Raw genomic sequence first — 23,144 nt, 5'->3', positions numbered from 1 at the left:
AGCAACAGCAACAGCAACAGCAACAGCAACAGCAACAGCAACAGCAACAGCAACAGCAACAGCAACAGCAACAGCAAGGTGAGTCGTCTCAGCAAGAGAGTCAACAACAAAATGGCTCTCAATCCGCCTCATCTTCACAAAATCAGCAAGAGAATAAAGGCGATCAACCATCGTCAGACTCTCAGCAAAGTGCTTCCCAGCCGTCAAGCGAACAAGAGCAGTCCGGTCAACAAAACGATCAGCAAAGCCCATCTGATTCGACTCAACAGAGTTCAGAGCAGACACAACTTGCGCAACAAAATCAAAAAGCAAACGATCAGCAGAAGCCGGAGGATTTGTCCCAAGAGCAAATCGGTGAGGCAACAACACAAGACAATCAACAGGCGATTGAGCCTGAGCTAAGGAAGCTTCAGCAGGTAGAAAGTGCGCGTGACCCAAGCCGACTTCTCCGAGCTCAAATCTTGCTCCAAGCTCAGCAAAAGAAACCGCCTCAAGATACAGGTAAGAAATGGTAATGAAGAGAATCATCAAACGACCTATTGTCGGCTTATTGGTCGCCGTGCTCACACTAATGAGCCCGCTAGCGCTAGCAACCAACATCACTGCCACAGTAAGTACCAACAAAGTAGTGAAAAACCAAGTGTTTCAGTTACGAGTGGTGGTTGACTCAAAAGTCTCATCTGATGCGTTGGATTTGTCTGGACTTGAAAAAGACTTTTATGTCGGCAGACCCAGCTTTGGCAGTTCCATGAACTTCATCAACGGAAAACGTTCCAACAGCAGTGAATGGAACATATCGCTTGCTGCACAACGCCTCGGTATCGCGACCATCCCTAGCTTTACCGTAGACGGCGCCACATCTCAGCCGATCACGATTCAGGTATCCGTTGACAATGATCAACCTCAAGTCCGTGATTTGGTTGAACTGCACAGTAGCCTCGGTAAAACAACACTTTACCCAAAAGAAAGCACTCAGTTGACCACCCGATTAATTGTCAAAGCCGACCCAAGACGACTACAAAATCCCAATATCATTGCGCCAAGATCACAAGGTATTGTTCTAGAGCCGATGGGAGAACCCAATCAGTATCAAGCTGTCGTTGATGGTGTTGAAGTCACGGTCGTCGATCAAAACTATCGAGTGACAGCACAACAATCTGGGCAATTCACGGTGTCGGGCATCGGCTTCACTGGCAGTGTCGTCTTTGGCGACAATCGGACTGGCACGACCAAACTGGTGTCAGCAAACACGCCAGCCGAAGAATTTCAAATCATAGTACAGCCCATTCCGAGTGAGTATCAGGGACAATGGCTACCAGCGGCAGCGCTGACCTTATCCCAACAATGGCGTGATTCCAATGGTCAGAACATCGATCCTTCTCAGCCATTTACGACCTCGGTCGGAGAGTCGCTCACCCGAGAGATTTACCTAGACATAGAAGGTTTATCTCGCGAGCAGTTTCCCGACCTCAAAGTAAACTACCCAGATTCAGTACGAGTCTATCAAGAGAAACCTCAGTTTAGCGATCTCGGGGATGGAAAAACGCGCATGACTTTAAAACAAGTCCTTATTGCTCAGCAACAAGGTCAAATCGAACTAAGTCAGATTGAATTGAATTGGTGGGATAGCAGCAATCATCATCAGGCAAAAGCCAGTTTAGACGGTTTACAGCTTTTCGTGAATCCCGCTGACCAAGTCAACAACGAGCCCATTTCAGCACCGACAGTGTCGTCGCCACAATCAAAAACCGTCACCATTTATCAAGCTGGAATCTGGCCCTATTTGACGGCGCTATTTGCCCTACTCTGGCTGGCTACCTTAGTATTGTGGAACAGAGCACGCCACGCAGACATACCTAACAACACCGAATCTGTTGCCAGTCCGACAGAAGATAAACTCAAGGCTGCCTTGGCGGCTGACGACAGATTACAGGCTAACTTCCTGCTCAATTGCTGGCTAGAAGAACACCCTCAAATAAACGCCGAGATTCGCCAACAAATTGAGCAACAACGTTCGATGATGAACCAGAGCAGTTACTCTCAATCCGAACAGTCATGGCAAGCAACTGAACTGCTCAGTTTGCTTAAAAAGGCTCGCAAATCGAAAACGAGTCGCAGCAACAAAACCTCTCAGCTCGCCTCTCTGTAAGCCGCTTAATAAAAACCAGGGCAGCCCATATGTGGCGGCCCTGTTCACTTTAACTCAGTTGATGATGAACTTTCAGTTTAATACCAAGTGATGAAATCACTCCTTATTAGTAAAAAGATCGATTAGACTGATAAAAGTATAGTTAGCAAGGGAATGTGGTTTTGGCTAAGTGGTTGTTCGTTGCTGGTTTAGTGTTTTGCTTGCCTACTTGGGCGAGCGTAGATCTCATTAAAGTCGATAAATCAAAGCGTCGAATGTATTTGATTGAAAACAACGAGGTGATCAAAGAGTTTCGAATTGCGCTTGGTAAGAGACCAAAAGGTCATAAAGTCTATGAAGGTGACCAACGCACACCTGAAGGACGTTATTTTTTAGATTTTGTTCTTGAGGACTCAGATTTTTATCGCTCTATTCATATCAGTTACCCTAACCAACAAGATTTAGCCTACGCAGAAAAGCGTAACTTAAACCCAGGTGGCAACATAAAAATCCACGGTCTCAAAAATGGTGAGACTCGCCCAGTCAACTTTGTGCAAAGCTTTGACTGGACGGATGGATGTATCGCTATCAGTAATCAGGAAATGGATCAGTTGCTTCAATTAGTTGAAGTGGGGACGCCAATAGACATTACTTGGTAGCTGATGGTAATTTTTCGCGAGTCACCCACCAGCACATCAAAGAGCCAATAGTCACCATTACCACCCCTTGAATAAAACTTTGAGTCAACACCAACCCCAAAATAAACGAAGAGATCACCGTCGATAGCACGGGAGTAAAGTAGGACATAGTCGCTAACAGCACCATGTTACCGCCTATAATCGCGTAGTTCCAAAGCGCGTATCCACTGCCCATTGCGATACCCGACACCAATAGAAGCCCACCGGATTCAAGAGTCAGAGTCATGCCAGTTTCATCACTGAAGGCGTACTTAATCCACAAAGAAACCGCCGTCATGATAAAAAATAGCGTTATCGCATTCTGACCATTGGAGATTCGTTTCGTCAGATTGCAGTAGATCGCCCAAAGAAATGCACCAATAAAGGCCATGGCATAAGTCGTGGGATTGGTCGCCACATTCGCGGCTATCTGCGCGAGAGACAGCCCCTGATCACCAGTGATGCTCCAAGCAACACCAAAGAAAGCCAACGCAATACTCGGATAAACCAATAGGTTGGTTTTCTTGCCACTGCCCAACACCGCAAGCAACACCGTTAGCGCAGGCCAGAGGTAGTTGATCACGAGCATCTCAATCGCTTGTTGTCGCGAGTTTGCCATTGCCAGAGCCAGCGCCAGACAAATTTCATACGCAACGAACAAGCCACCACCAATCAGAACGTAGCGCAAAGAGTATTGACGCAGTTTAGGTGCCCCCATCACCAGCACCAAAAACAGTGACGCTACTGTATAAATTGATGCCGCTCCGCCAACCGGCCCGAGCATTTCAGTGACGGCCCTTGCCAAGCCCATAACACTGCTCCACAGAAGAATAGCGATCATTCCGGCAATGGTGAATTTATGATTAGTATTGTTCATCGCAATTTGCTCAAAAAAAAACCGAGCTGAACGCTCGGCGTTATCAAGTGAAAGGGAGTTAGACGATTGCCCAGCTGTGTGTCATCTCGACACCTTTTCCAAGCATTAAGCACACTGAACAATACTTCTCTAGCGAATCCGCTGCCACTTTCGCCACGACTTCAGGCGATAAGTTGTCACCTGACACCTCAAAGTGGATATTGACCTGAGTAAAAATACGCGGCGCGGTTTCACGGCGTTCTGTGGTCAGTTTTGCTGTACATGCTGTCACTGCCTGACCCGCTTCTTTAAGACCATCAACCACGTCAACGGAACTACAACCGCCCGCTGCCATCAACACCATTTCCATTGGGCTTGGTGCCGTAGCTCCGCCGTTACCGTCCATAACGATTGAGTGACCCGACTGAGATTGACCCAGAAATTTAAACTCTTCTACCCACTTTACTTCAGCTTGCATGTATCTCTTCTCTATTGTTTAGGAGAAATGGCGTCATCTGTCGGGAATACTACCCCTGTTTGACGACGAATTTCTTCAAGTAACTTAGCGACAACGAGTGAACGTTGAGTGCATTGTTTATTGGCTGATTGTTGCTTAAATTGGTCTGCAAATTCAAGTGCTTCGTAATACATTGGGTTACTGACCTGATCGACGCTTTCATCAACCCGACACTTATCACTGCGTAGGATTTTCGTCAGCTTGCTAGCAGTGGAAATCATTTCCATCTGCAACACCCCTTCTTCCCCCTGAATCTCACTAGGCAAGTAAGAGTCACTGGTCTTTGAGTGCAGGAGTACGACTTCAAAGCCCTCATAATTAAGAATGACACTCCCACTACCATCGACACCTGAATCAAGCAGTTGCGCTTGTGCCTTAACCATCGTCGGTTCGCCAAATAACTCAATTGCCGAGCTCAGACAGTAAAAACCAATGTCCATGATTGAGCCATTGCCAAACTGAGGATTAAAGGTGTTAGGATTTTCACCAGCTAGATACTTGGGATAACGGGATGAGTACTGACAGTAGCTAATCATTCCTTTGCGTATCTGACCAATCGACGGTAACAACTGCTTTAGCTTTTTAAAGTTAGGCAAATGAGCCGACATAAACGCTTCAAATAGCAGCACATTATTTTGCTCTGCTACCTCAAACATCTTCTTAGCTAGCGCGTAATTGGATGCCATTGGCTTTTCAACAATGACATGTTTTCCTGCTCGCATCATCTGAATAGCCTGTGGGCCATGCAACGAGTTGGGACTGGCGATATAGACCACATCGACTAGCGAAGAAGCGCCAAGCTGCTCTAGATCATCGAACAGTTTTGGAGAGCCATATTTTTGTGCAAAACGGCTTGCCTGCTCCATCGAACGCGAATAAACCGCTGTCAGCTGATATTCCTTGGTCATCAAAGCTGCTTCGATAAACTGATCCGTGATCCAGTTTGTTCCTATGACCGCTAGCTTTATCATTACAAGATCTCCTTAGTGAAGCGCAATTGTCTGTCCTAAACGGTCATGACAACGCGCAACGCAAGTAAAATTAACACTGCACCAGACAAGCGGTCGATCAACATCGCTTTGGAACGAATTTTATCAATCAGCTTAGGACTGGAGAGTAAAAAGGTAATTAGGGTATACCATAAGCCGTCAACAATCAGCGGCGTCATGACAATCAGACTTTTGGCGGTATACGTATCCCCTACCGCAACAAACTGGCTAAATAATGCAATAAAAAACAGGGCAATTTTAGGGCTTAGCAGAGAGATCAAAAAACCTTCTTTTGCCGATTGCCACACGCTAGTTTGTTCTCCTGATTCAAGTCGAGCGGCTACTCCCCCTTTTGAACGCAGTGCGTTGTAACCCAAATAAGCTAAGTAGGCTGCGCCAGCGTAACTGATTGTTTTAAAAAGCAAGGGAGATTGCTGTAGCACGACGGCTAAGCCAATGAGGGTGATAAAGGCATAGATGCCAATACCAAAGGCATGTGCCCACGCTGTCGCTAAACCGTTGACTCTGCCACCAGCGAGGCTATGTTTGGCAACCATCGCTAAACTCGGCCCCGGAGACATAGCCCCGAGAATACAAATGGTGAAAAGTGAAAGCCAAATCGTGAACGTCATTGATATTATCCTTGTTGGAGTCGAGCGATCTCGACATTGCTAACTGGCTATCCAAATTAAATCATACTGATAATGATCTGAAATCAAATGTTGTCATGGCCATAATGATTTCAAATCATACCTATTGAGTAAGGAGATGTCTGCATTGCATCAAGGAGATTGCTGCGCATCCACTGGTGAGCCTTATCCTGATCATACTTGGGATGCCACATTAACCAATACAGATGCTCACTGGTGTCAAAAGGCAGAGGACGATAGGTCAAATCTGACTCCCTAGCCAGATGAAAAGCAATGTGTTCAGGCACTATCATCAGGTAATCACTGCTTTTCAGTGCATTCGCGGCAGCAGAGAAAAATGGCACTTTCAAAGCAATCCGTCGTTGATAACCTAGCTCAGCCAGAGCCAAGTCAGCATGGCTATCCTTGTCACCCCCTCCTGTCACCTTGAGGTGAGGATAGGCGACCAGCTCTTGGCAAGTGATGCTTTCAAGACGAGCAAGCGGATGCTCTTTGCGCATCACACACATCGATTTATCATGACCAATTTTGATACTGCTTAAATGTTCGGGCTTATGTGACAGCATCGTTGACGCTAAATGAATCCCTGTCTGGTCAAACTGTGCCAAATACTCAGGCTGCCATAAGCGGTAAGCAATATTGACCTTAGGCGCCTGAGCGGTAGTCAAAGACACCACGTCCGGTAAAATATACTGGGCAACATAATCACTGGATGACAACACAAACTCTTGCTGCCATACCTTAGGATCAAACGGCTTATCGGCCAGAAGAGCATCAAACTCTCCAAGCAAGCTACGTAGCTTGTCCTGCATTTCAAGGGCTCTTGGTGTCGGCACAAGCTGGTTACCATCACGAACCAGTAACGGATCACCGCATACATCACGCAGTTGCGATAGCTGTCGGCTCACAGCAGATTGTGTAATATGCAGTCGCTGTGCCGCTCTGCTGACGTGACACTCTTCAAGTAAAACATGCAGCGAACGCAACAGATTGAGATTTAAATTACTTAGCATGGTGTAAGGTGTTAAAAAATTCGGTTAGCACGGTGTGGGTCATCAAATGACGAAGCTCTGGGATTTTTTGCAATCGATCTCGAATCGCATTCAATTGCGTCATCGTTTCAACTTCAACGTAAAGCATCATATCGGTTTCTCCACTAATTGCATGGCACCATTTGACCCCATCAATTTGATAGATTTGATCGGCGTAGGTCTCGCAATATTGAGTCGAACTCGACATATCAAATTTCAACGCTAGATAAGCCTTAATGAATTCGGTGCTCTCCTTTTTTGCCACCGATGCGTGATAACCAAGAATAACCTTCTCGGATTCTAGTTTTTGAATGCGTGCGGTCACTGCTGAGCGCGAAAGATTTACCTGGCGTGCAATATCGCTTACGCTCTCTCGGGCATTGAGTTTTAAGATATTAAGAATCTGCTGATCAAACTTGTCCATTAAGTTACTTCCCATATGCTCCAACTTATCCTGTCGGTTGAGTGCAATGTGACATAAAAAGTCGCCAGATGAAAGCAGACAAATTGACAGCGCTTAGTTAGCAAACCGACAATATGACGGCAAACTGCGACGAAATGACTAATGCATAGATAAGCCGCTTCAGCTAATCTATGTGAAAAAATATGCAGGGATGCAAGGAAGACATGAGCCAATTAAAACAAGAGATTACATTGCTGTCAGGGATCGGACAGCTATCAACGACCTTGCTAGGCACGGGATTATTTATGGTGCCAGCCATCGCTGCAGGCATCGCTGGTCAGTTGTCGTTATGGGCATGGCTGGTGCTGTTTATTGCCATCTGCCCTATCGCTTTAACCTTTGCTCAACTGGGTAAACACTTTCCCAACGCTGGCGGCACCGCCTATTTTGTTCGCAAAGCATTCAATACCAAACTTGAAAAAAGCGTCGCTTGGCTGTTTTTAAGCGTCATACCGGTAGGGGTGCCTGCCGCGATCGCTTTAGCCGCGGGTTTCCTGCAACAACTACTACCCGACGGCCTCGGGTCCTCGTTAACAGCGCAAATAGTAACCGTTGCACTGTTGGTTAGCGTCAATCTGGCAGGTGCGAAATCATCAGGCCGCCTACAGACCGTCATTGCCATCGCCATTTTTTCTTTGATTACGGCATTTTGGTGGAAAGGCGGCTTTACTGTCCAAGACCTCACCTTGCCTCCTCTCACCACTGAAGGCTTACTGCCGATTGGATTGGCTCTTGGCGTGATGTTTTGGTGCTTTGTTGGTATTGAAGCCTTTGCCCATATGGGAGAAGAGTTTAAGAATCCACAACGCGACTTTCCAATCGCTATCATTATTGGCTGTTTTGTCGCGGGGGCTACTTATTGGATCTGTTCAATCATCATTCTCAAAATGGGCGCGTTCGGTAACCCCGCGTTCGACAGTACCTCTATCCCCTGGATATCAGAGCAGTTGTTTGGGGTTGAATTCAAAACACTCATCAGTGTGATTGGTTTTGCTGCCTGTTTTGCCAGTGTCAACCTATACACTCAGAGCCTGTCACGTATGTTGTGGGCACAAGCAAGAGAGTACACACCTCAAAGCGCAATCGCTCGTTTATCCATTCGAGGGGTACCCGCCAACGCCACCCTAGCCGTCGGCGCAGTGGTTTTGGTGTCATGTCTGTTCGGTGAAATGTCTGGCTTAGACTTGGAGTTTTTCCTTAAGCTCGCGAACGGAATCTTTGTACTTATCTACCTGCTCGCGATGCTGTCAGCCTATAAGCTACTGACCGGTTTTAGCCGCAAGCTTGCGGGTCTCTCACTAGTGCTGTGTAGTGCAGTATTTGTCTGCCTAGGTTGGTCGATGCTTTATGCAGTCTCTGTGTTCGCCATACTAAACCTACCTTGGAAAAGATGGCGAACGCTAAGACAGAGCAACGTTAGATAAGAAAACTTTCGACAACGTCAGAGTGGATTTGGAGAATACTTTGTGGTGTAACCGATTTCCACTCACTGCTTTGCTCTAAAGGCTCAGAAGCCAATACGATGTTGGCGCCATCTTGTTTGATAAACACGGTCGGCGCATCTTGGTTAGAGCTATAACGCACTACCCAGAAGTGTTGACCATCAGAAATACAGATCGACGCTTTTAGCGGATCGCCAATCTGTTTCTTTTCCATCTCGATACGAATCGTTTCCAACGTTTTTCTTATCGCTTCAATCGGGTTGTCTACCAAACCATTTTGCAACATTAACAGGAAAATCAACTCGCTGTCAGTTGTCCCCATACGTTTCAAAAATAGTGGCTCACTGAGCAATAGCTGCAATGGGTATTTAACCTGATCAAAACCACCTATCTGACCATTATGAAGAAACATCCAGTTCTCATAGATGAATGGATGGCAATTAGAGCGCGAAACTTGCGTTCCGGTGGACGAGCGTACATGTGCCATAAAGCGATGTGAACGGATATGGTGAGCCAAAGAGCGAAGATTCTCATCTCCCCACGCTGGTAAAACTTCATGGAACTGGCCCGGCGTTTTCCGCTCAGTATACCAACCCAGTCCAAAACCATCAGCGTTGACTCGAGTCACTGCTTTTCTCGCTTCTAAGCTTTGATGGACCAATGAGTGTTCCGGCTGATAAACCAACTCATCTAAATAGATCGACTCTCCCTGATACGCTAACCAGCGGCACATGTTCTTCCCTTATATGATGTTTACTTTGCTTCATATCATCACGATTCAAACAACTCGGCAAGCGTTTGAATGTGCATTTCTATCTCGTTTAACGCAACGTTTCCAAAACCAAGTACTGCACCAGACCAGTCTCGTTGAGTTTGACTAGTATGTTCATAATAGCTCAAAGGACGAATCACGATTCCACGTTGTTTCGCTAAGTCCGTCCACTGCTGTTCATCAACATAACCTCGCCATTTAAGGGTAATGTGTAAACCTGCCGCTTGGCTGATGACTTCAACCTTATCCGCAAAATAGAGCGTGATCATTTCAAGCATTCGTTGATGCTTTAGCTTATACAAACGGCGCATCTTGCGAATATGGCGGATAAGATCGCCTTCTGAGATAAAGTCTGCGAGAGCCGCTTGGGCATGAGTGGGCGAGTCCCCTGTTAGCGCATCTTTAATCATCAACGCCTTCTTAACCTGCGATTCCGGAACCACAAGGTAGCCGAGCCTCAAGCCGTTAAACATCACTTTGCTCAAAGAGCCTACATAAATCACATGATCGTCATAACCGGTTTTTGCCGCCAATCCCTGTAAACTTGGGTAAGGACGATGAGCAAACTGGAACTCACTGTCGTAATCATCTTCAATGATCCACCCCTGCCTCTGCTGCGCCCACTCAATCAACCTGAGTCGTTGATTGATATCGAGCGTTGTCCCCATTGGATATTGATTACTGGGTGTCACATAAATCACCCGTGCTTCGCTTTGCTCAACCCTCTCTAAATCGAGGCCATTTTTTTCTGTCACTGTCGCTTCAAGCAACGCTAAGTTGAACAGTTTGAGTACTTTAGCCATTTGTGTATAACCAGGCTGTTCCATTAACACACCTGAGTCCTGCTGCTTAGTTAACAACGCGGCAATGGCCAAAGCCTGCTGAGCACCAGATGTAATAATGATCCGACTGGGCTGACAAACCACGGAGCGACTTGATGCCAGATAGCTAGATAGCGCCTGACGCAACGTCATATCTCCTTGCACCTCTTGCCCTCCTAATAACGAGGCTCGACCTAAGTGACGCATGAGTAGCCTTTGCCATTTCTGCTGAGGGAATTGAGCCAAATCAGGAACTCCGGGAGCAAACGCTTGATTATTAATCGAAGAGGTAGTCACACACTGAGGTTCGGCCCGCGCCACAGAGGTGGCAACAAACTGATCGGGCAGTTCAAGTGCGACGAAGTAACCTGACCCGATGCGACTTTCTAAATAGCCTTCTGCGTGAAGCTGTTCATAGGCGTGTATCACGGTGTTTCGACTCAGATTGAGCTCTTGTGCCAGTTTTCTCGTCGAGGGAAGCTTTAAGCCTTTACCCCATAACTGCGCGACTATCTTGTTGCGAATCGCCTCAAACAACGCGGTTTGTTTGGTGGTCGTCTTGTCATCAAGTTGCAAGTCGCCAATATCAATCAACGCCATAAAGTGGATCCATCCATTATCTAAAACTGGCTCTAAATTAAGATCCAATCTAAAGCTACATTAACGATAAATCAAACCGTTATCGAGGAGAGAGTCATGTTATCGACCACCAGCCGAACTGAAATTAAGAAAGGGGCGCATAAAGCCGTCAGCGACAGGCAAGCTTTGTACGACATCATCGATGAATCACTGGTCGCACATATTGCGATTACCACTCAAGATCAACCCTACGTGATCCCAATGCTCGCTTGGCGTGTTGACGACTATGTCTACATCCATGGCGCTCACAATAGCCGCTTATTGCGCAATTTAAAAAGTGGAGCTCAGACATGTTTGACCTTCACTCTGTTTGACGGTTGGGTATTGGCAAGAAGTGCATTTCACCACAGCGCTCACTATCGCAGCGCGGTTGTATTGGGCCAGTTTACTCCGATTGAAGATCTGAGTGACAAAGACAGACTGCTCAATCACTTTATTGAGCAAATCGCGCCACAACGTACACAGGATGTCCGTTTAAGTAGCACTAAAGAGTTAAACGCCACCATGCTGCTCGCTATTCCTTTGACAGAAGCGTCAGTGAAGATCAGTTGTGGTGAGGTAAACGACGATCAGAGCGATCTCTCACTAAACACTTTTGCCGGCTACCTACCCTATCGCACCGTTGTTGGTCCCCTAACGGCCGCCAGTGATTCCAAGCATCAGCACCTCCCTGATTACAGTCAGGCCTATGGTTCTCGTTGGCACGAGGAGACTTAATTCACTCTCTGCCCATCCAAAGCAAAATGCTGTATGTATTGGCTGGGCGTCATCCCGCGATTTTTCTTAAACATCCGATTAAAGCTCGCGGTATTTTGATAACCTAATCGTCTCGCCACGGTATCCGTGTCCACCCCTTTAGCCAGCATAGAGACAGCGATATTGCTCAGCACATAGCCACATACCGTTGAAAAGTTCATGCCCAGTTTTCTCAATGCTCTTTGAAGCTGTTGGGGTGACATAGCTAATAAGGAGCTAACATGCTCAAGAGTCGGCAAACCATAGTAACGGCTATAATTGATGACCTCATAGATGACTTTGACTTCATCTTCAGGATCGGGCATGTTCAATAACTCATCGAGGTCAGCGAAGTTCATCGCTAAACGCCCTTTCTGTATCTGGCTTTGCTGCTTGGATACCAAACGTAAATCAGAATGGAACCATATTTCCGTACATGAGTGGCTCCAATCGACGTCACAGCCAAAATAGGTGACATACTTACTGTGGTCTTTGCGTATCCCTGACAACCTGACCCGTAAGGGTGCAAAGTCGTCGCCAAGATACATACGCATTACTTTGACCAGAATCATCGCCATTCGAATACTGTCGTGAGCTTTACAACTCGGTTCAACATGCGGATTTCGATATGACCATTTGATGATGGAACCGCTGATGGACGCAGAAAGGAAAGCGCCATTTTGCAGGCTGCTCAACCCATAGTTAAGACGACGAATGGTTGAGGCAAAGTCGGAACCTGACAACAACCAATGACTGATCGCGCCAGCACGAGAAACTTCATGATCCCGCGCAAGATCCAAAATCACATCAGGGTTGCCAGTCAGACACTCAAGTCTCGAGTACCATTCATTGACCACGGAGATGGGGATCAAGGTCATCGGATTATTGAAGATATCCTCAGGGATACCCAGCTCACCAGATCCAATGTTGTAGCGTCTACGTGCTTCATGGTGGATGTTCATAATCCCGATAGCACGGATAAATCTCACTTTCTTCACTGACAGATCCATTCATTTTGGAGTGATATTTGACTCAATGTGTCACAATGTCTACCAACTTTCAAATCTAGATCACAATCAAGCTCCGCTATTACATTGGAGCCTTGAATGAGTTTACTAAGTGTCCCGTTCGTTGGAACCAGCGCCGATACCATCTTGCACGTCGTCGCTACTGTTGTGCTTGTAGGCACTATCTCTGCCGCACTATTTGGATTTTGGAAATTCCACGAACTACCCATCAATAAAGCCCACAGTAAAGATCATCATCAAATAGGATTAATAACTGCACTCACTTGGATTGGTTTTATCTGGCACTGGGTTTGGGTTCTCGCTGTCATTCTTGCATTCGTTGATGTGGAAAAAGCCATCATCAACCTTCGTGATACTTGGCGCCATGCACCAAAAGTCAACAACGATCAGGAGGAAGCGTAATGTTAGAAGGCTTAGCAGTATGGTCACTGTTTATCTATCTATTGCGTTTGATCGGTATGCCTTGGAACAAGGCAACGAAAACATTCGCCTATCTAGGTGGGGTATCCTGGCTAATGTTTGTTTGGGTTGGCTTAATCAACTTCACACCAATGGACTTATCCGGTGGTTCTGTTGTTCAATCTCCTCATATTCAACTGCGCCCTGATTCAACCAATGTTACGGGCAAAGTAGACAAAATCTACATTGAACCTAATCAACAAGTACACAAAGGACAACTTATTTACGAGATTGATCCTACCCAGTACCAGATTGCGTTCAATCAGGCCAAAGTGGCCGAAGAAGCAGCACAAGTGGCTCATCAAGTTTCGATTGAAGACATTGCCATTGCAAAAGCAACCTACACCTCGATGTTGCAGGACGTTAAGACGACTCAAAGTCGCTTAGCCTCAGCCAAAGCAGACTACGAGTTGCAACAGAAAATGCTTAAACGGTACCAAGAGCAGAACCGTGTGGTAAAAAATACCATTACTGCCAGTGATATCGATAAGCAGCAAACCACCGTTGAAAAAGCTCGACATAACATCACAACGATTGAGTCTGAGTTAAGCAGTAAGAAAGTCGCGGCAGATAAAGCAAAGTTGGCGATTACCAAGTCAGAACTTACGGTTCAGAGCCGCCAAGCGGATTGGAAAACCGCAAGCGAACAACTGGCGAAAGCTCAATGGGACTTAGACAGCACCAAAGTCTATGCTCCGGCGGATGGATTCGTGACGAACTTTATTCTGCGAGAAGGTCAGCGCGTCTCTATGATGCCTCGCCTCCAAATGTACACCAATGAGAAGTACGTATTAATGCGGGTTAATCATCAGGCTATCCGCAATGTCAAACCGGGTCAGCCGGCTGAATTTGCCTCTTCAGTCTACCCTGGTAAGATTTTCTCAGCTCAAGTAGAAGGTATTGTTGAAGCCACTGGTGAAGCACAGGGTAACTTATTAGGTATGGACCAATCCGTGCGCACGACAACGGGAAATAACTTGCAAAACAAGCACCACTTTGTGCGTCTGAAGATTGAAGAAGGTCAAGGCTACGATATACCCGTTGGTTCCGTCGGCTTGGCGTGGGTGAGCGGTGAAAAACCGATTGGATTCATGGCGTTTTTGGATGCAATTCGCGGAATTATCATCCGCATGAAATCGCAGCTTTACTACTTCTATTCCATTTAATCACTGTAAGGACACAAATATACCGCCAGCCCGTCTGGCGGTATTTGGTTCACCAGCGATTAATATGGCTTAAAAACGTCCACTCAACCTCAATCCAATGCTCAAACTATTGTCTGTGACTCGCTAGTGTATTGTTTTTCTGCTAATTTCAACTACCGTGATAAACAGAATCTCCGTATAAACAACGAGGTAGTTAGTGAGCCAGTTCCAAGATCTCTCCACCCTTATTGCGCAGATCGCGCAAGCAGATGAAGCCGATCAGATTAGCATTCTTAATAACGCGATCGAACTTGGTTTAGATTCCGGCTCTATTGCACTGGTTCTTGAAGCCTTTCCCCTAGAGGATCGTGTGCGTTTATGGCGCAGTCTCCCTCTTGAACTACATATCGATGCATTGACCGATGCCCGTGCTGAAGTACGTCATTCTATTATCGACCAGCTTTCTGAAACCGAGTTGAAGCTCACTCTAGCAAAACTCGACAACTTATCGCTTATCGAATGGGCCGATTCTCTTCCTGAAGAGATCATTAATGAAGCCTTGCAGTTAATTGAGAAGGACGAACTTGAGCTCTACGACCAAGCAAACCAGTACCAAGACGATGAATTAGGTCGTTGGGCAGAACGTAAAGTGGTGACATTACCTTTTAGTATTTCGGTCGAAAAAGCGAAAGGGTTGATGGAGCGATACAGCTATGATGCACCGCAACAAATCTACTTAATCAATAAAGCTAAACAGTTTCGTGGCATGGTGAGTTACATTGATCTACTCCGTGCCGATCCTGTTGAGAGACTGAAAAATCTCGCGTTAGACAATATCGTGCCCCTCAGTGCTAAGCTGAGTTTGGCGGAAAGTATCGATGCTTTGGAGCACTCCCCTCTACCCGTTATGCCCGTCACTGACGAATCACAATTGCTGGTTGGTGAAATAGATTGGCAATTTGCTCTAAGCAGCCAACGCGAAATCTACGAAGCGCGATTAATGGCCGGTACCGGTATGGACGAAGGCGATGACCTGTTCGCTCCGGTTGTAAAGAGCTCACAGAAACGTGGGGTTTGGCTTGGTATCAACCTAATGACGGCGATTTTAGCCTCTGTCACCATCGGCCTGTTTGAAGATGTCATCGCCCAAGTCGTGGCATTGGCGGTTCTAATGCCGATTGTTGCCTCAATGGGCGGTATCGCAGGTAGCCAAACCCTTACCCTGATGATCCGCGCTATGGCTCTTAACCAGATCACAACGGGTAACCGTTGGGCGCTACTTAAAAATGAAATTGGCATTGGTTCGATCAACGGACTGCTGTGGGCATTGATCATCGGCGCGATTGCTGGTTTATGGTTTCAATCATCAATCCTCGGGGCAACGATCGCCTTAGCCATCATAGTCAACATTATTACCGCTGCTATGTTCGGGGTGCTGATTCCAATCGCACTGGATAAACTTAAGTTGGATCCCGCTCTTGCGGGCTCTGTAATCCTCACCACAGTCACGGACGTCGTTGGCTTCTTTGCTTTTCTTGGCACGGCGAGTTTGGTCATGCTGTAAAGGCAGAATTAGCAAATATGATATGAGTTGCATTTTGCAATTTCAATATGCAAAAAAAAGCGTAAATATCTGCAAATACCCGCCGTTTTAGCGCAATTAGTCGCTATTAAAACTGGCACATATACTGCAATAGTATGCTTGACCCTTTTTAAGCCGAGGGTCACCTAGCCAACTGACGTTGTTAGTGAACCTGATTTGTTCACATTTATAGCGGCCAATCTCCGAACTTGAGATTGGCCTTTTTGTTATATGAAGAACTGACTCAAACCATCGGCTCTCTACATCAGAAACATTCTTTTTTTAAGCTTTAAACCAAATCCACCCAACAAGCCAACATTAACACCACTCAAAGATCGAAAATTAACCACCCATATTAGAACAAAGCGCAATGATGATAAGAAAACGTTTGCTTATCTGAAGAGAATGGCTAGCACCAGCAAACACTAATTACAGAATGCCATATATGGCAACTTATACAAAAAATTCATATTTGTTTGAAATTAATCAGATTTAAGTTCAACTAAATTCATCTTAAACGTGAAATAAACATAAAGAAACAAAACCAATAACGCATTGTTTTTAATACACTTAAAATAAACATATAAGGAATTTATTAAAAAAACTCACCTAGAGAATTGACAGCAAATTAAATATCAACATAATACGCGCCGTTTACCTAAAATATACTGACAAATTTTCATCATTATTCTATTTGCGGAGGTTATAGATGGCTGCGGACAATAACTACAGTCTTGGACCAGTACCGGACACAGCGAGAAAAGGCGTTGCTTCACTGACCATGGTCATGTTGGGACTGACATTTTTCTCCGCAAGTATGTGGACAGGCGGTTCACTTGGTACGGGGCTCTCATTTGACGATTTCTTCCTCGCAGTCCTAATTGGTAACCTCATTCTTGGCATTTACACTTCTTTTCTCGGCTACATCGGCGCTTCTACTGGTCTCTCTACTCACCTTCTTGCACGTTTCTCATTTGGTACTAAAGGCTCATGGCTGCCATCCGCTCTATTAGGTGGCACTCAAGTGGGCTGGTTTGGTGTCGGTGTTGCCATGTTTGCCATTCCAGTTCATAAAGCAACGGGAATTGACACCAACACCTTGATTATCATCTCTGGCCTGTTAATGACGGCAACGGTTTACTTCGGAATTAAAGCGTTAATGGTACTTTCAGCGGTTGCGGTACCGGCAATTGCTATCCTTGGTAGTTACTCTGTGTCTATGGCAGTAGACAGTGTTGGCGGATTGGCACAACTGCAACTTATTGAGCCTGAAACCCCGATGGACTTCTCAGTGGCGTTGGCAATGGTAGTAGGTTCGTTCATCAGTGCTGGTACCTTGACCGCCGATTTCGTTCGTTTTGGTAAAAAGCCAGCGGGCGCAGTACTGGTGACCATGGTGGCGTTTTTTATTGGTAACTCACTGATGTTTATCTTTGGTGCAGCAGGAGCGGCGGCAACAGGTCAAGCGGACATTTCTGATGTGATGATTGCGCAAGGATTACTGATCCCGGCTATCATTGTTCTCGGTCTAAATATCTGGACGACCAATGAAAACGCCCTATATGCATCGGGACTAGGCTTCTCTAACATTACAGGCCGTTCAAGCACCATAATGTCTATAGTCAACGGCATCGTAGGAACGATATTCGCTTTGTGGTTATACAATAACTTCGTTGGCTGGTTAACCTTCTTATCGACTGCAATCCCACCAATTGGCGGCGTAATCATTGCTGACTTTATCATCAACCGTAAACGTTATGAAAACTTTGCAAATGCCCAATTCAAAACCGTTAACTGGGCTGGTATTGTTGCTGTAGCCGTTGGCGTTGCAGCAGGTAAATTTATTCCGGGAATAGTACCGCTAAACGCTGTACTTGGCGGTGCACTTTGCTACGCACTTCTAAACCCACTATTCAACAAATACGCGCTGAAAACACAAGCAGCGTAAGGAAGCATCATGACAACGTTATTGATCAAAAACGTAACACTACCAGACCAAAAGGGTTTGAAGCAGATCCTGATTGAAGACGGTCAATTTAAGCAGATCTTAGACAACGATGCTGATTTGGCTTACCAAGGAAATCTTCTCGACGCAGAAGGTGGATTAGCTGTTGCGCCGTTTTGTGAACCACATATTCACTTAGATACCACCCAAACCGCAGGTGAGCCTAACTGGAACATTTCAGGCACTTTGTTTGAGGGGATTGAACGCTGGGCTGAGCGCAAAGAATTGCTTTCTATTGACGATGTCAAAACACGCGCTAAACAGACTCTGAAATGGCAAATTGCCAATGGTGTCCAACACGTCCGTACCCACGTTGACGTATCAGATCCAACACTGACTGCGCTAAAAGCGATGGTTGAGTTGCGTGAAGAGATGAAACCATGGGTTGATATTCAAATCGTCGCTTTTCCGCAAGAAGGAATACTCTCCTACCCAAACGGTAAAGAGTTGATGGAACAGGCAGTACAATTAGGTGCCGACGTGATTGGCGCAATCCCTCATTTCGAGTTCACTCGCGAATATGGCATTGAATCTCTGCATTATGCCTTCGAGTTAGCACGAAAATACGATTGCTTGATTGATGTTCACTGTGACGAAATTGATGACGAACAGTCGCGCTTTGTAGAAACCTTAGCAGCGCTCGCGCATAAATATCAGATGGGTCACAAGGTGACGGCAAGTCATACCACGGCTATGGGTTCATACAACGGTGCTTACGCTTCTCGCCTGTTCCGTTTACTGCGTATGTCTGGCATCAACTTTGTTGCGAATCCTTTGGTCAATATTCATCTTCAAGGACGCTTTGATGACTACCCTAAGCGTCGCGGTGTCACGCGAGTTAAGGAGATGCTGGCAGCCAATATCAATGTCTGCTTTGGGCACGATGATGTATTTGACCCTTGGTATCCGTTGGGCACGGCGAATATGCTACAAGTGCTTCACATGGGGCTGCATGTTTGCCAGGTGATGGGTTACGAGCAAATCAACAACAGTTTAGATCTCATCAGCACCAACTCAGCACGTACGCTGAACATTACCGACAAGCATGGCATCGAAGTCGATAAACCTGGCAGCTTGCTGATTCTACCTGCTGAGAATGGTTTTGATGCCGTCCGACGCCAGGTTCCTGTTCGATACTCTGTACGCGCAGGTAAGATCATTGCACAAACTCAACCTGCAACAACGGAAATACATTTGGATAGCACTGAAAGCGTGACGTTCAAGCGATAAGAAAACCCCACTAAGCTTTCGCCTAGTGGGGTCTATTCTTACTCGCAGCAATCCGGCTACTAATAGGTGCTCCCTGCATCTATTCCTTGATAGTAAGCTGAATCCTTCAGCACTTTCCTTATCATCGCCTTCCTAGCGGTGTCCTTGGCAATCCAGCCCGTTAACTATCCTAGTTAACTCTCATCACTCAATCCTAAGTGGTGTCCCTGATTCTATCATCCTGATAGCAATTGCCTTAGTCCGTTAAGCGTCCATTGTCTTTCCTTGTGTAACCATCCTAGCTACTAGCGTCCAGCCAATGTCCTTCGCTTTCCATGCCAATTATTCATCCTGAATAATCGAATCTTCTTCCTGAAGATGACCTATCCTTGGGTCTTTCCTGTTCCGTGTCTGCATCCTGCCGACAAATTAAGATTAAGCTAACGGTATTTTTTCACAACGGATAAATTTTCATTTTTGATAATTTCTCCTTTGCTCAAGAAACATACAAAGCATTTAATATTAATAAGTTACGATTAACTTTACTGTTTTTCTCAAACAACCAAGCTCTCAATGCTCACGACCTCGTGAGAGATCTCGCACAAAGTGACAGGCGTATCACTGCATTCTTCCGCTTTGATAAAGTGACTTGGATCACTAAGCCTCCTTGTACGAGAGTGAATCCACCAAACAGCAGCGCTTTTTTCTGGACTAACTGCACTTAAATTAGGATATTATGACCAGATCAATATCACAGAACTCAATTAACCTAGTTCAATTCTAGGCCGATATCTTTTAGAGGACAGACTCAATGATTTCTAAGTGGGCTCAACGTTTTTACCAAATGGCGGAATTAGTCGGCTCTTGGAGTAAAGATCCGTCTACTCAGGTTGGCGCCGTTATTACTAAACAGAACCGAATTGTCTCTGTGGGTTTCAATGGCTACCCGCACGGTATTTCCGATAGCGCGATGACCGATGATCGAGAGATGAAATATTTGAAAACGCTTCACGCCGAAGAAAACGCCATTTTGTTTGCTAAACGTGATTTAGATGGATGTGAAATCTGGGTAACTCACTTTCCTTGCCCGAATTGCGCCGCCAAAATTATCCAGACAGGTATTTCCGCAGTCCACTGCCCCGAGCAAACAGCTGACTTTCTATCCCGTTGGGGAGACAAAATCACCGTAAGCCAAGAGATGTTTTTGCAAGCCGGAGTAAAAGTGAACTGGCTGCCATTGAGCGAACTTGGTCAACCTTAATTAAAAAGTAACCTGAAGTCTCTCTAAGGTCTCAAACAATTGTTGTGATTTGTAGGGTTTAGGCAGATAAGCGTCCATACCAACGTCAAAACAATTCTGAATTTCTTCAGGCAATACGCTAGCCGTCAAGGCAATAATCGGCGTATTGCCTATGCCTTGCTCCTTCTCCCATTCTCGAATCTTCTTGGTCGCGGTTAACCCATCCATGATCGGCATCATACAGTCCATCAAGATCGCACAATACCGCTCACCAGACTTGATTGTATTCAACGCATCGAGGCCATTGCTTGTGATGGTGTAGTCAATGCCCATTTTATTGAGGAAAAAGGAAGCGATTTTCTGATTCATAAGGTTGTCTTCTACAATGAGCACCTTCTTGACTGGCACATCGAGATTGTCCTGCCAACTGTCTCCCTGAGTAAAAGACTCCGAATGCCTAGCGGAAAGCGCATTTTTAAGTGTCGACTCCAATCTTCTCCCCAGTACAGGTAAAGTGACGTGCGCTGACAGTAAGGCCTCCAGTTCTGGCTCTGCGTATAAATGATGATGTAGACCAATCAGTTCCGAATTTGGAAAGCAAGTTCTTATCTGAATGAGATCCTGTCTTGCACTTCGTTGTTGACTGATGCAGTAGAGCACTAAGGAAAACTCGTTATCAATCGATAAGGTATCTTCAACGGTTTCACACGTCAGCAGTTCCACACCTAAACGTACCGTCTCTTTGATAACCAGTTGGCGATACTTGGATTCATTCACCACCAGCAACACACGCTCATGCAACTGAAAGATAGCGGGTTGCTCTTGACTGATAATCAAAGGGACCGAAACCGTGAAACGGCTACCGACACCGAGTGTTGAACTGACAGAAATCGTACCTTGCATCACATCGACTAATTGACTGCATATCGCAAGTCCTAAGCCCGTTCCACCAAATCGGCGTGTAATACTGCCATCCTCTTGAGTAAATGGCTTGAAAATTTCACTCAACTTTTCCTGTGAAATGCCTACCCCACTGTCAGCAACATGACAAACGAGGAACCCTTCCTGTGCTGCCACTTCAATACTGACCGATCCCTGTTGGGTGAACTTCACCGCATTACTGAGCAAGTTCATCAGAACTTGTTTAAAGCGAAAGTCATCGATATCAATATGGTTAGGAAGATCATCCGCGAACTCAACTTTCAATTCGACGTCCTGCTTTAGCGCTTTTGAACTAATCATATTAATTGTGTCAAACACCATTTCTCGTAAACTGACGCTGTGAATTGATAGCACCAGGTTTCCAGATTCAATCTTAGACAAATCTAAAATATCGTTGATCAGCACTAGCAGGGCATGAGACGAGGTATCAATGTCCGACAAAATCTCTTTCTGACTGCTCGATAGATGGCTATCCGAGAGTATTTCCGCCATGCCAATAATTCCGTTTAGGGGCGTGCGAATCTCATGGGACATATTGGCAAGAAAGATACTTTTTGCTCGGCTGGCTGCCTCAGCGTCTTCTTTTGCCATTACCAGTTTTTGTTCATACTCTTTTTGTTGTTCTATGATTTGGTTGAGCTCGCTGGCGAATGCCGAAAATTCATCTTTACCATCGACAGGGATCTGCTCCGCACCATCTTTCTCTTTCAAGCGACCCATTACGTGAATGATTTTGGCAAGCTTGCTGTTGATTCGCATCAGGGTGCTAGATCCCCAGGTAAACATCACAGTAAAAATGGTCACGCCTAAAATTGCGATTAACCACAGTGCTTGCTCCGCGTTGCTGATGGCGTGTTTTAGTTCGGTTTGCAACTGCTGGGTGAAAATAATCAGTTGACGTTTCACGGTTTTATTTCGCTTTTGAATGATGTCAACGAAACCCTCTGGCACATTGTTGCTCTGTGAAAAAGTCAGTAGTCGGTCTTTAACCAGCAGACCTTGCTGAAAATCTCGGCTAGCAAAAATGTCGAGTAGCACATCGATCTGCTCAGAGTCCGCGCCAAGATTAATAAATTTGTCCAAATAGAACTGCTGCCTTTCACTGATACGAAAGTACTCCTCCGCATAATCTGTGTATACCCAACCGAACCAGTTGATTTCCTGAGTCAGCCAAGCCTCTCTCTCCATCCAGTAATAGAGCCAACTCAAATCAGAAAGCACCAAATCTAAGCTGTGAATCGCAATCGAAGAGTTATGGCTAGCCAGTGATTGCACTTCCATGATTAAGTCATGGTAGACAGTGTAGATTAACCGGCCAATCTCGACTGTTGACTCTGGGCTCGCTGACTCTAACTCTGGCATAAGTTGTTGTAACTCTTCGATATAGCTAAGTGCCTGATTAACTGTGGGCTTACCGTGATGGTCGTGATTCTCAGTATGAGCGGTGACGGCGACAAGTTGGAGTAGCTCCTGCCCCATATTGATTGAAGTCGACGCACTTTGGCCGTTCAAACGCTTATTTAGAGCAGTAGATAAATGGTTGGAGAACTCAGTTAACAAATTAATCGTGGTGTTTTTTTCGTCTACAAGCTGATAGCTGTGAAGTCTGCCCTGAAAATCCTTCGCTTGATTGGCACTGAACGCAATGATTACTAAAGTAGGTATGAGGCATAAGATAAATAGTCTAGTTTTTATAGACATATTAGTCAGTCGCATCCGGATTCATTCCTTGAATCAATTTGGTTTAACGAAATATAAGCGTAGATGAACATTCACAACGTCGCATGATATTTCATATAAGTGTGTCATCTTGG

At 45.7% G+C, this 23,144-nt stretch carries 20 protein-coding genes and 1 pseudogene; 11 read left to right on the top strand and 10 right to left on the bottom strand.

Going from position 1 to position 23,144, the window contains the following annotated elements; all coding sequences use genetic code 11:
* The 3 genes and pseudogenes from ACQEXT_RS13890 to ACQEXT_RS13880 form a co-directional block, all read left to right on the top strand.
* Positions 1 to 515 (top strand): annotated as a pseudogene (locus tag ACQEXT_RS13890) (hypothetical protein); the annotation flags it as partial.
* A complete protein-coding gene (locus ACQEXT_RS13885) occupies positions 515 to 2,149 on the top strand; it encodes a BatD family protein (protein WP_426952579.1) in 1,635 nt (544 codons plus the stop codon). The pseudogene ACQEXT_RS13890 and the gene ACQEXT_RS13885, both read left to right, overlap by 1 nt.
* A gap of 161 nt (positions 2,150 to 2,310) precedes the next feature.
* Entirely contained in the window at positions 2,311 to 2,787 is a 477-nt protein-coding gene (locus ACQEXT_RS13880) for a L,D-transpeptidase family protein (RefSeq protein ID WP_426952577.1), read from the top strand.
* Here the strand turns inward: ACQEXT_RS13880 and yddG are convergent.
* From yddG to ACQEXT_RS13850, 6 genes are all read right to left on the bottom strand, one after another.
* A complete protein-coding gene (gene yddG / locus ACQEXT_RS13875) occupies positions 2,777 to 3,682 on the bottom strand; it encodes an aromatic amino acid DMT transporter YddG (protein WP_331417464.1) in 906 nt (301 codons plus the stop codon). The genes ACQEXT_RS13880 and yddG overlap by 11 nt on opposite strands.
* Positions 3,683 to 3,740: 58 nt before the next feature.
* Positions 3,741 to 4,139: an OsmC family protein gene (locus ACQEXT_RS13870; RefSeq protein WP_138973210.1), complete on the bottom strand. Its 399-nt coding sequence runs from the start codon at positions 4,137 to 4,139 to the stop codon at positions 3,741 to 3,743.
* Positions 4,140 to 4,150: 11 nt separating this feature from the next.
* Positions 4,151 to 5,149 carry a Gfo/Idh/MocA family protein gene (locus ACQEXT_RS13865; protein ID WP_426952575.1) on the bottom strand — a complete coding sequence of 333 codons (999 nt, stop codon included), beginning with the start codon at positions 5,147 to 5,149 and terminating at the stop codon, positions 4,151 to 4,153.
* A 35-nt stretch (positions 5,150 to 5,184) separates the two neighbouring features.
* The gene (locus tag ACQEXT_RS13860) at positions 5,185 to 5,799 is read right to left on the bottom strand and encodes a LysE family translocator (protein WP_331417466.1); all 615 of its coding nucleotides are present in this window, start codon (positions 5,797 to 5,799) and stop codon (positions 5,185 to 5,187) included.
* A gap of 110 nt (positions 5,800 to 5,909) precedes the next feature.
* Positions 5,910 to 6,830 (bottom strand): LysR family transcriptional regulator, encoded by a 921-nt coding sequence (locus ACQEXT_RS13855; RefSeq protein ID WP_138973207.1) that lies wholly within the window; start codon positions 6,828 to 6,830, stop codon positions 5,910 to 5,912.
* Positions 6,820 to 7,272: an Lrp/AsnC family transcriptional regulator gene (locus ACQEXT_RS13850; RefSeq protein ID WP_331417468.1), complete on the bottom strand. Its 453-nt coding sequence runs from the start codon at positions 7,270 to 7,272 to the stop codon at positions 6,820 to 6,822. The genes ACQEXT_RS13855 and ACQEXT_RS13850 overlap by 11 nt, the downstream gene beginning before the upstream one ends.
* Positions 7,273 to 7,475: 203 nt before the next feature.
* On the opposite strand from ACQEXT_RS13850, the gene yjeH reads away from it, so the two are divergent.
* Complete coding sequence (yjeH, locus tag ACQEXT_RS13845) at positions 7,476 to 8,735, top strand: L-methionine/branched-chain amino acid transporter (protein ID WP_426952572.1); 1,260 nt, start codon at positions 7,476 to 7,478, stop codon at positions 8,733 to 8,735.
* Here the strand turns inward: yjeH and ACQEXT_RS13840 are convergent.
* Both ACQEXT_RS13840 and ACQEXT_RS13835 read right to left on the bottom strand, forming a co-directional pair.
* On the bottom strand, positions 8,728 to 9,486 hold the full coding sequence (locus ACQEXT_RS13840) for a class II glutamine amidotransferase (RefSeq protein WP_331428032.1): 759 nt from the start codon (positions 9,484 to 9,486) through the stop codon (positions 8,728 to 8,730). The two genes, yjeH and ACQEXT_RS13840, sit on opposite strands and share 8 nt — an antisense overlap.
* 38 nt (positions 9,487 to 9,524) lie before the next feature.
* Positions 9,525 to 10,946 (bottom strand): PLP-dependent aminotransferase family protein, encoded by a 1,422-nt coding sequence (locus ACQEXT_RS13835; protein ID WP_426952569.1) that lies wholly within the window; start codon positions 10,944 to 10,946, stop codon positions 9,525 to 9,527.
* 96 nt (positions 10,947 to 11,042) lie between these two features.
* Between ACQEXT_RS13835 and ACQEXT_RS13830 the strand changes: the two genes are divergently transcribed.
* Entirely contained in the window at positions 11,043 to 11,702 is a 660-nt protein-coding gene (locus tag ACQEXT_RS13830; RefSeq protein WP_426952567.1) for a pyridoxamine 5'-phosphate oxidase family protein, read from the top strand.
* Here ACQEXT_RS13830 and ACQEXT_RS13825 read toward each other — a convergent pair.
* Positions 11,699 to 12,718 (bottom strand): helix-turn-helix domain-containing protein, encoded by a 1,020-nt coding sequence (locus ACQEXT_RS13825; RefSeq protein ID WP_426952565.1) that lies wholly within the window; start codon positions 12,716 to 12,718, stop codon positions 11,699 to 11,701. The two genes, ACQEXT_RS13830 and ACQEXT_RS13825, sit on opposite strands and share 4 nt — an antisense overlap.
* A gap of 108 nt (positions 12,719 to 12,826) precedes the next feature.
* On the opposite strand from ACQEXT_RS13825, the gene ACQEXT_RS13820 reads away from it, so the two are divergent.
* From ACQEXT_RS13820 to ACQEXT_RS13795, 6 genes are all read left to right on the top strand, one after another.
* Entirely contained in the window at positions 12,827 to 13,150 is a 324-nt protein-coding gene (locus ACQEXT_RS13820) for an MFS transporter (RefSeq protein WP_269375671.1), read from the top strand.
* Positions 13,150 to 14,373, top strand: coding sequence for an HlyD family secretion protein (locus ACQEXT_RS13815; protein WP_426952563.1), 1,224 nt, complete (start codon positions 13,150 to 13,152; stop codon positions 14,371 to 14,373). Before ACQEXT_RS13820 ends, ACQEXT_RS13815 begins: the two co-directional genes overlap by 1 nt.
* A gap of 196 nt (positions 14,374 to 14,569) precedes the next feature.
* Positions 14,570 to 15,916: a magnesium transporter gene (locus ACQEXT_RS13810; protein WP_426952561.1), complete on the top strand. Its 1,347-nt coding sequence runs from the start codon at positions 14,570 to 14,572 to the stop codon at positions 15,914 to 15,916.
* A gap of 727 nt (positions 15,917 to 16,643) precedes the next feature.
* Complete coding sequence (codB, locus tag ACQEXT_RS13805) at positions 16,644 to 17,882, top strand: cytosine permease (RefSeq protein WP_138973200.1); 1,239 nt, start codon at positions 16,644 to 16,646, stop codon at positions 17,880 to 17,882.
* Positions 17,883 to 17,891: 9 nt separating this feature from the next.
* Positions 17,892 to 19,169, top strand: a complete 1,278-nt coding sequence (locus ACQEXT_RS13800) for a cytosine deaminase (protein ID WP_426952559.1) — start codon at positions 17,892 to 17,894, stop codon at positions 19,167 to 19,169.
* 790 nt (positions 19,170 to 19,959) lie between these two features.
* On the top strand, positions 19,960 to 20,409 hold the full coding sequence (locus tag ACQEXT_RS13795) for a dCMP deaminase family protein (RefSeq protein ID WP_138973198.1): 450 nt from the start codon (positions 19,960 to 19,962) through the stop codon (positions 20,407 to 20,409).
* Here ACQEXT_RS13795 and ACQEXT_RS13790 read toward each other — a convergent pair whose 3' ends face one another.
* Positions 20,410 to 23,046 carry an ATP-binding protein gene (locus tag ACQEXT_RS13790; protein WP_426952558.1) on the bottom strand — a complete coding sequence of 879 codons (2,637 nt, stop codon included), beginning with the start codon at positions 23,044 to 23,046 and terminating at the stop codon, positions 20,410 to 20,412.
* Between the last annotated feature and the right edge of the window lie 98 nt (positions 23,047 to 23,144).

Source organism: Vibrio sp. TRT 29B02 (genome assembly GCF_050113655.1).
GTDB lineage: Bacteria > Pseudomonadota > Gammaproteobacteria > Enterobacterales > Vibrionaceae > Vibrio.
The sequence above is the reverse complement of the archived record's forward strand: the minus strand, read 5'-3'. Positions and strand labels throughout refer to the sequence as shown.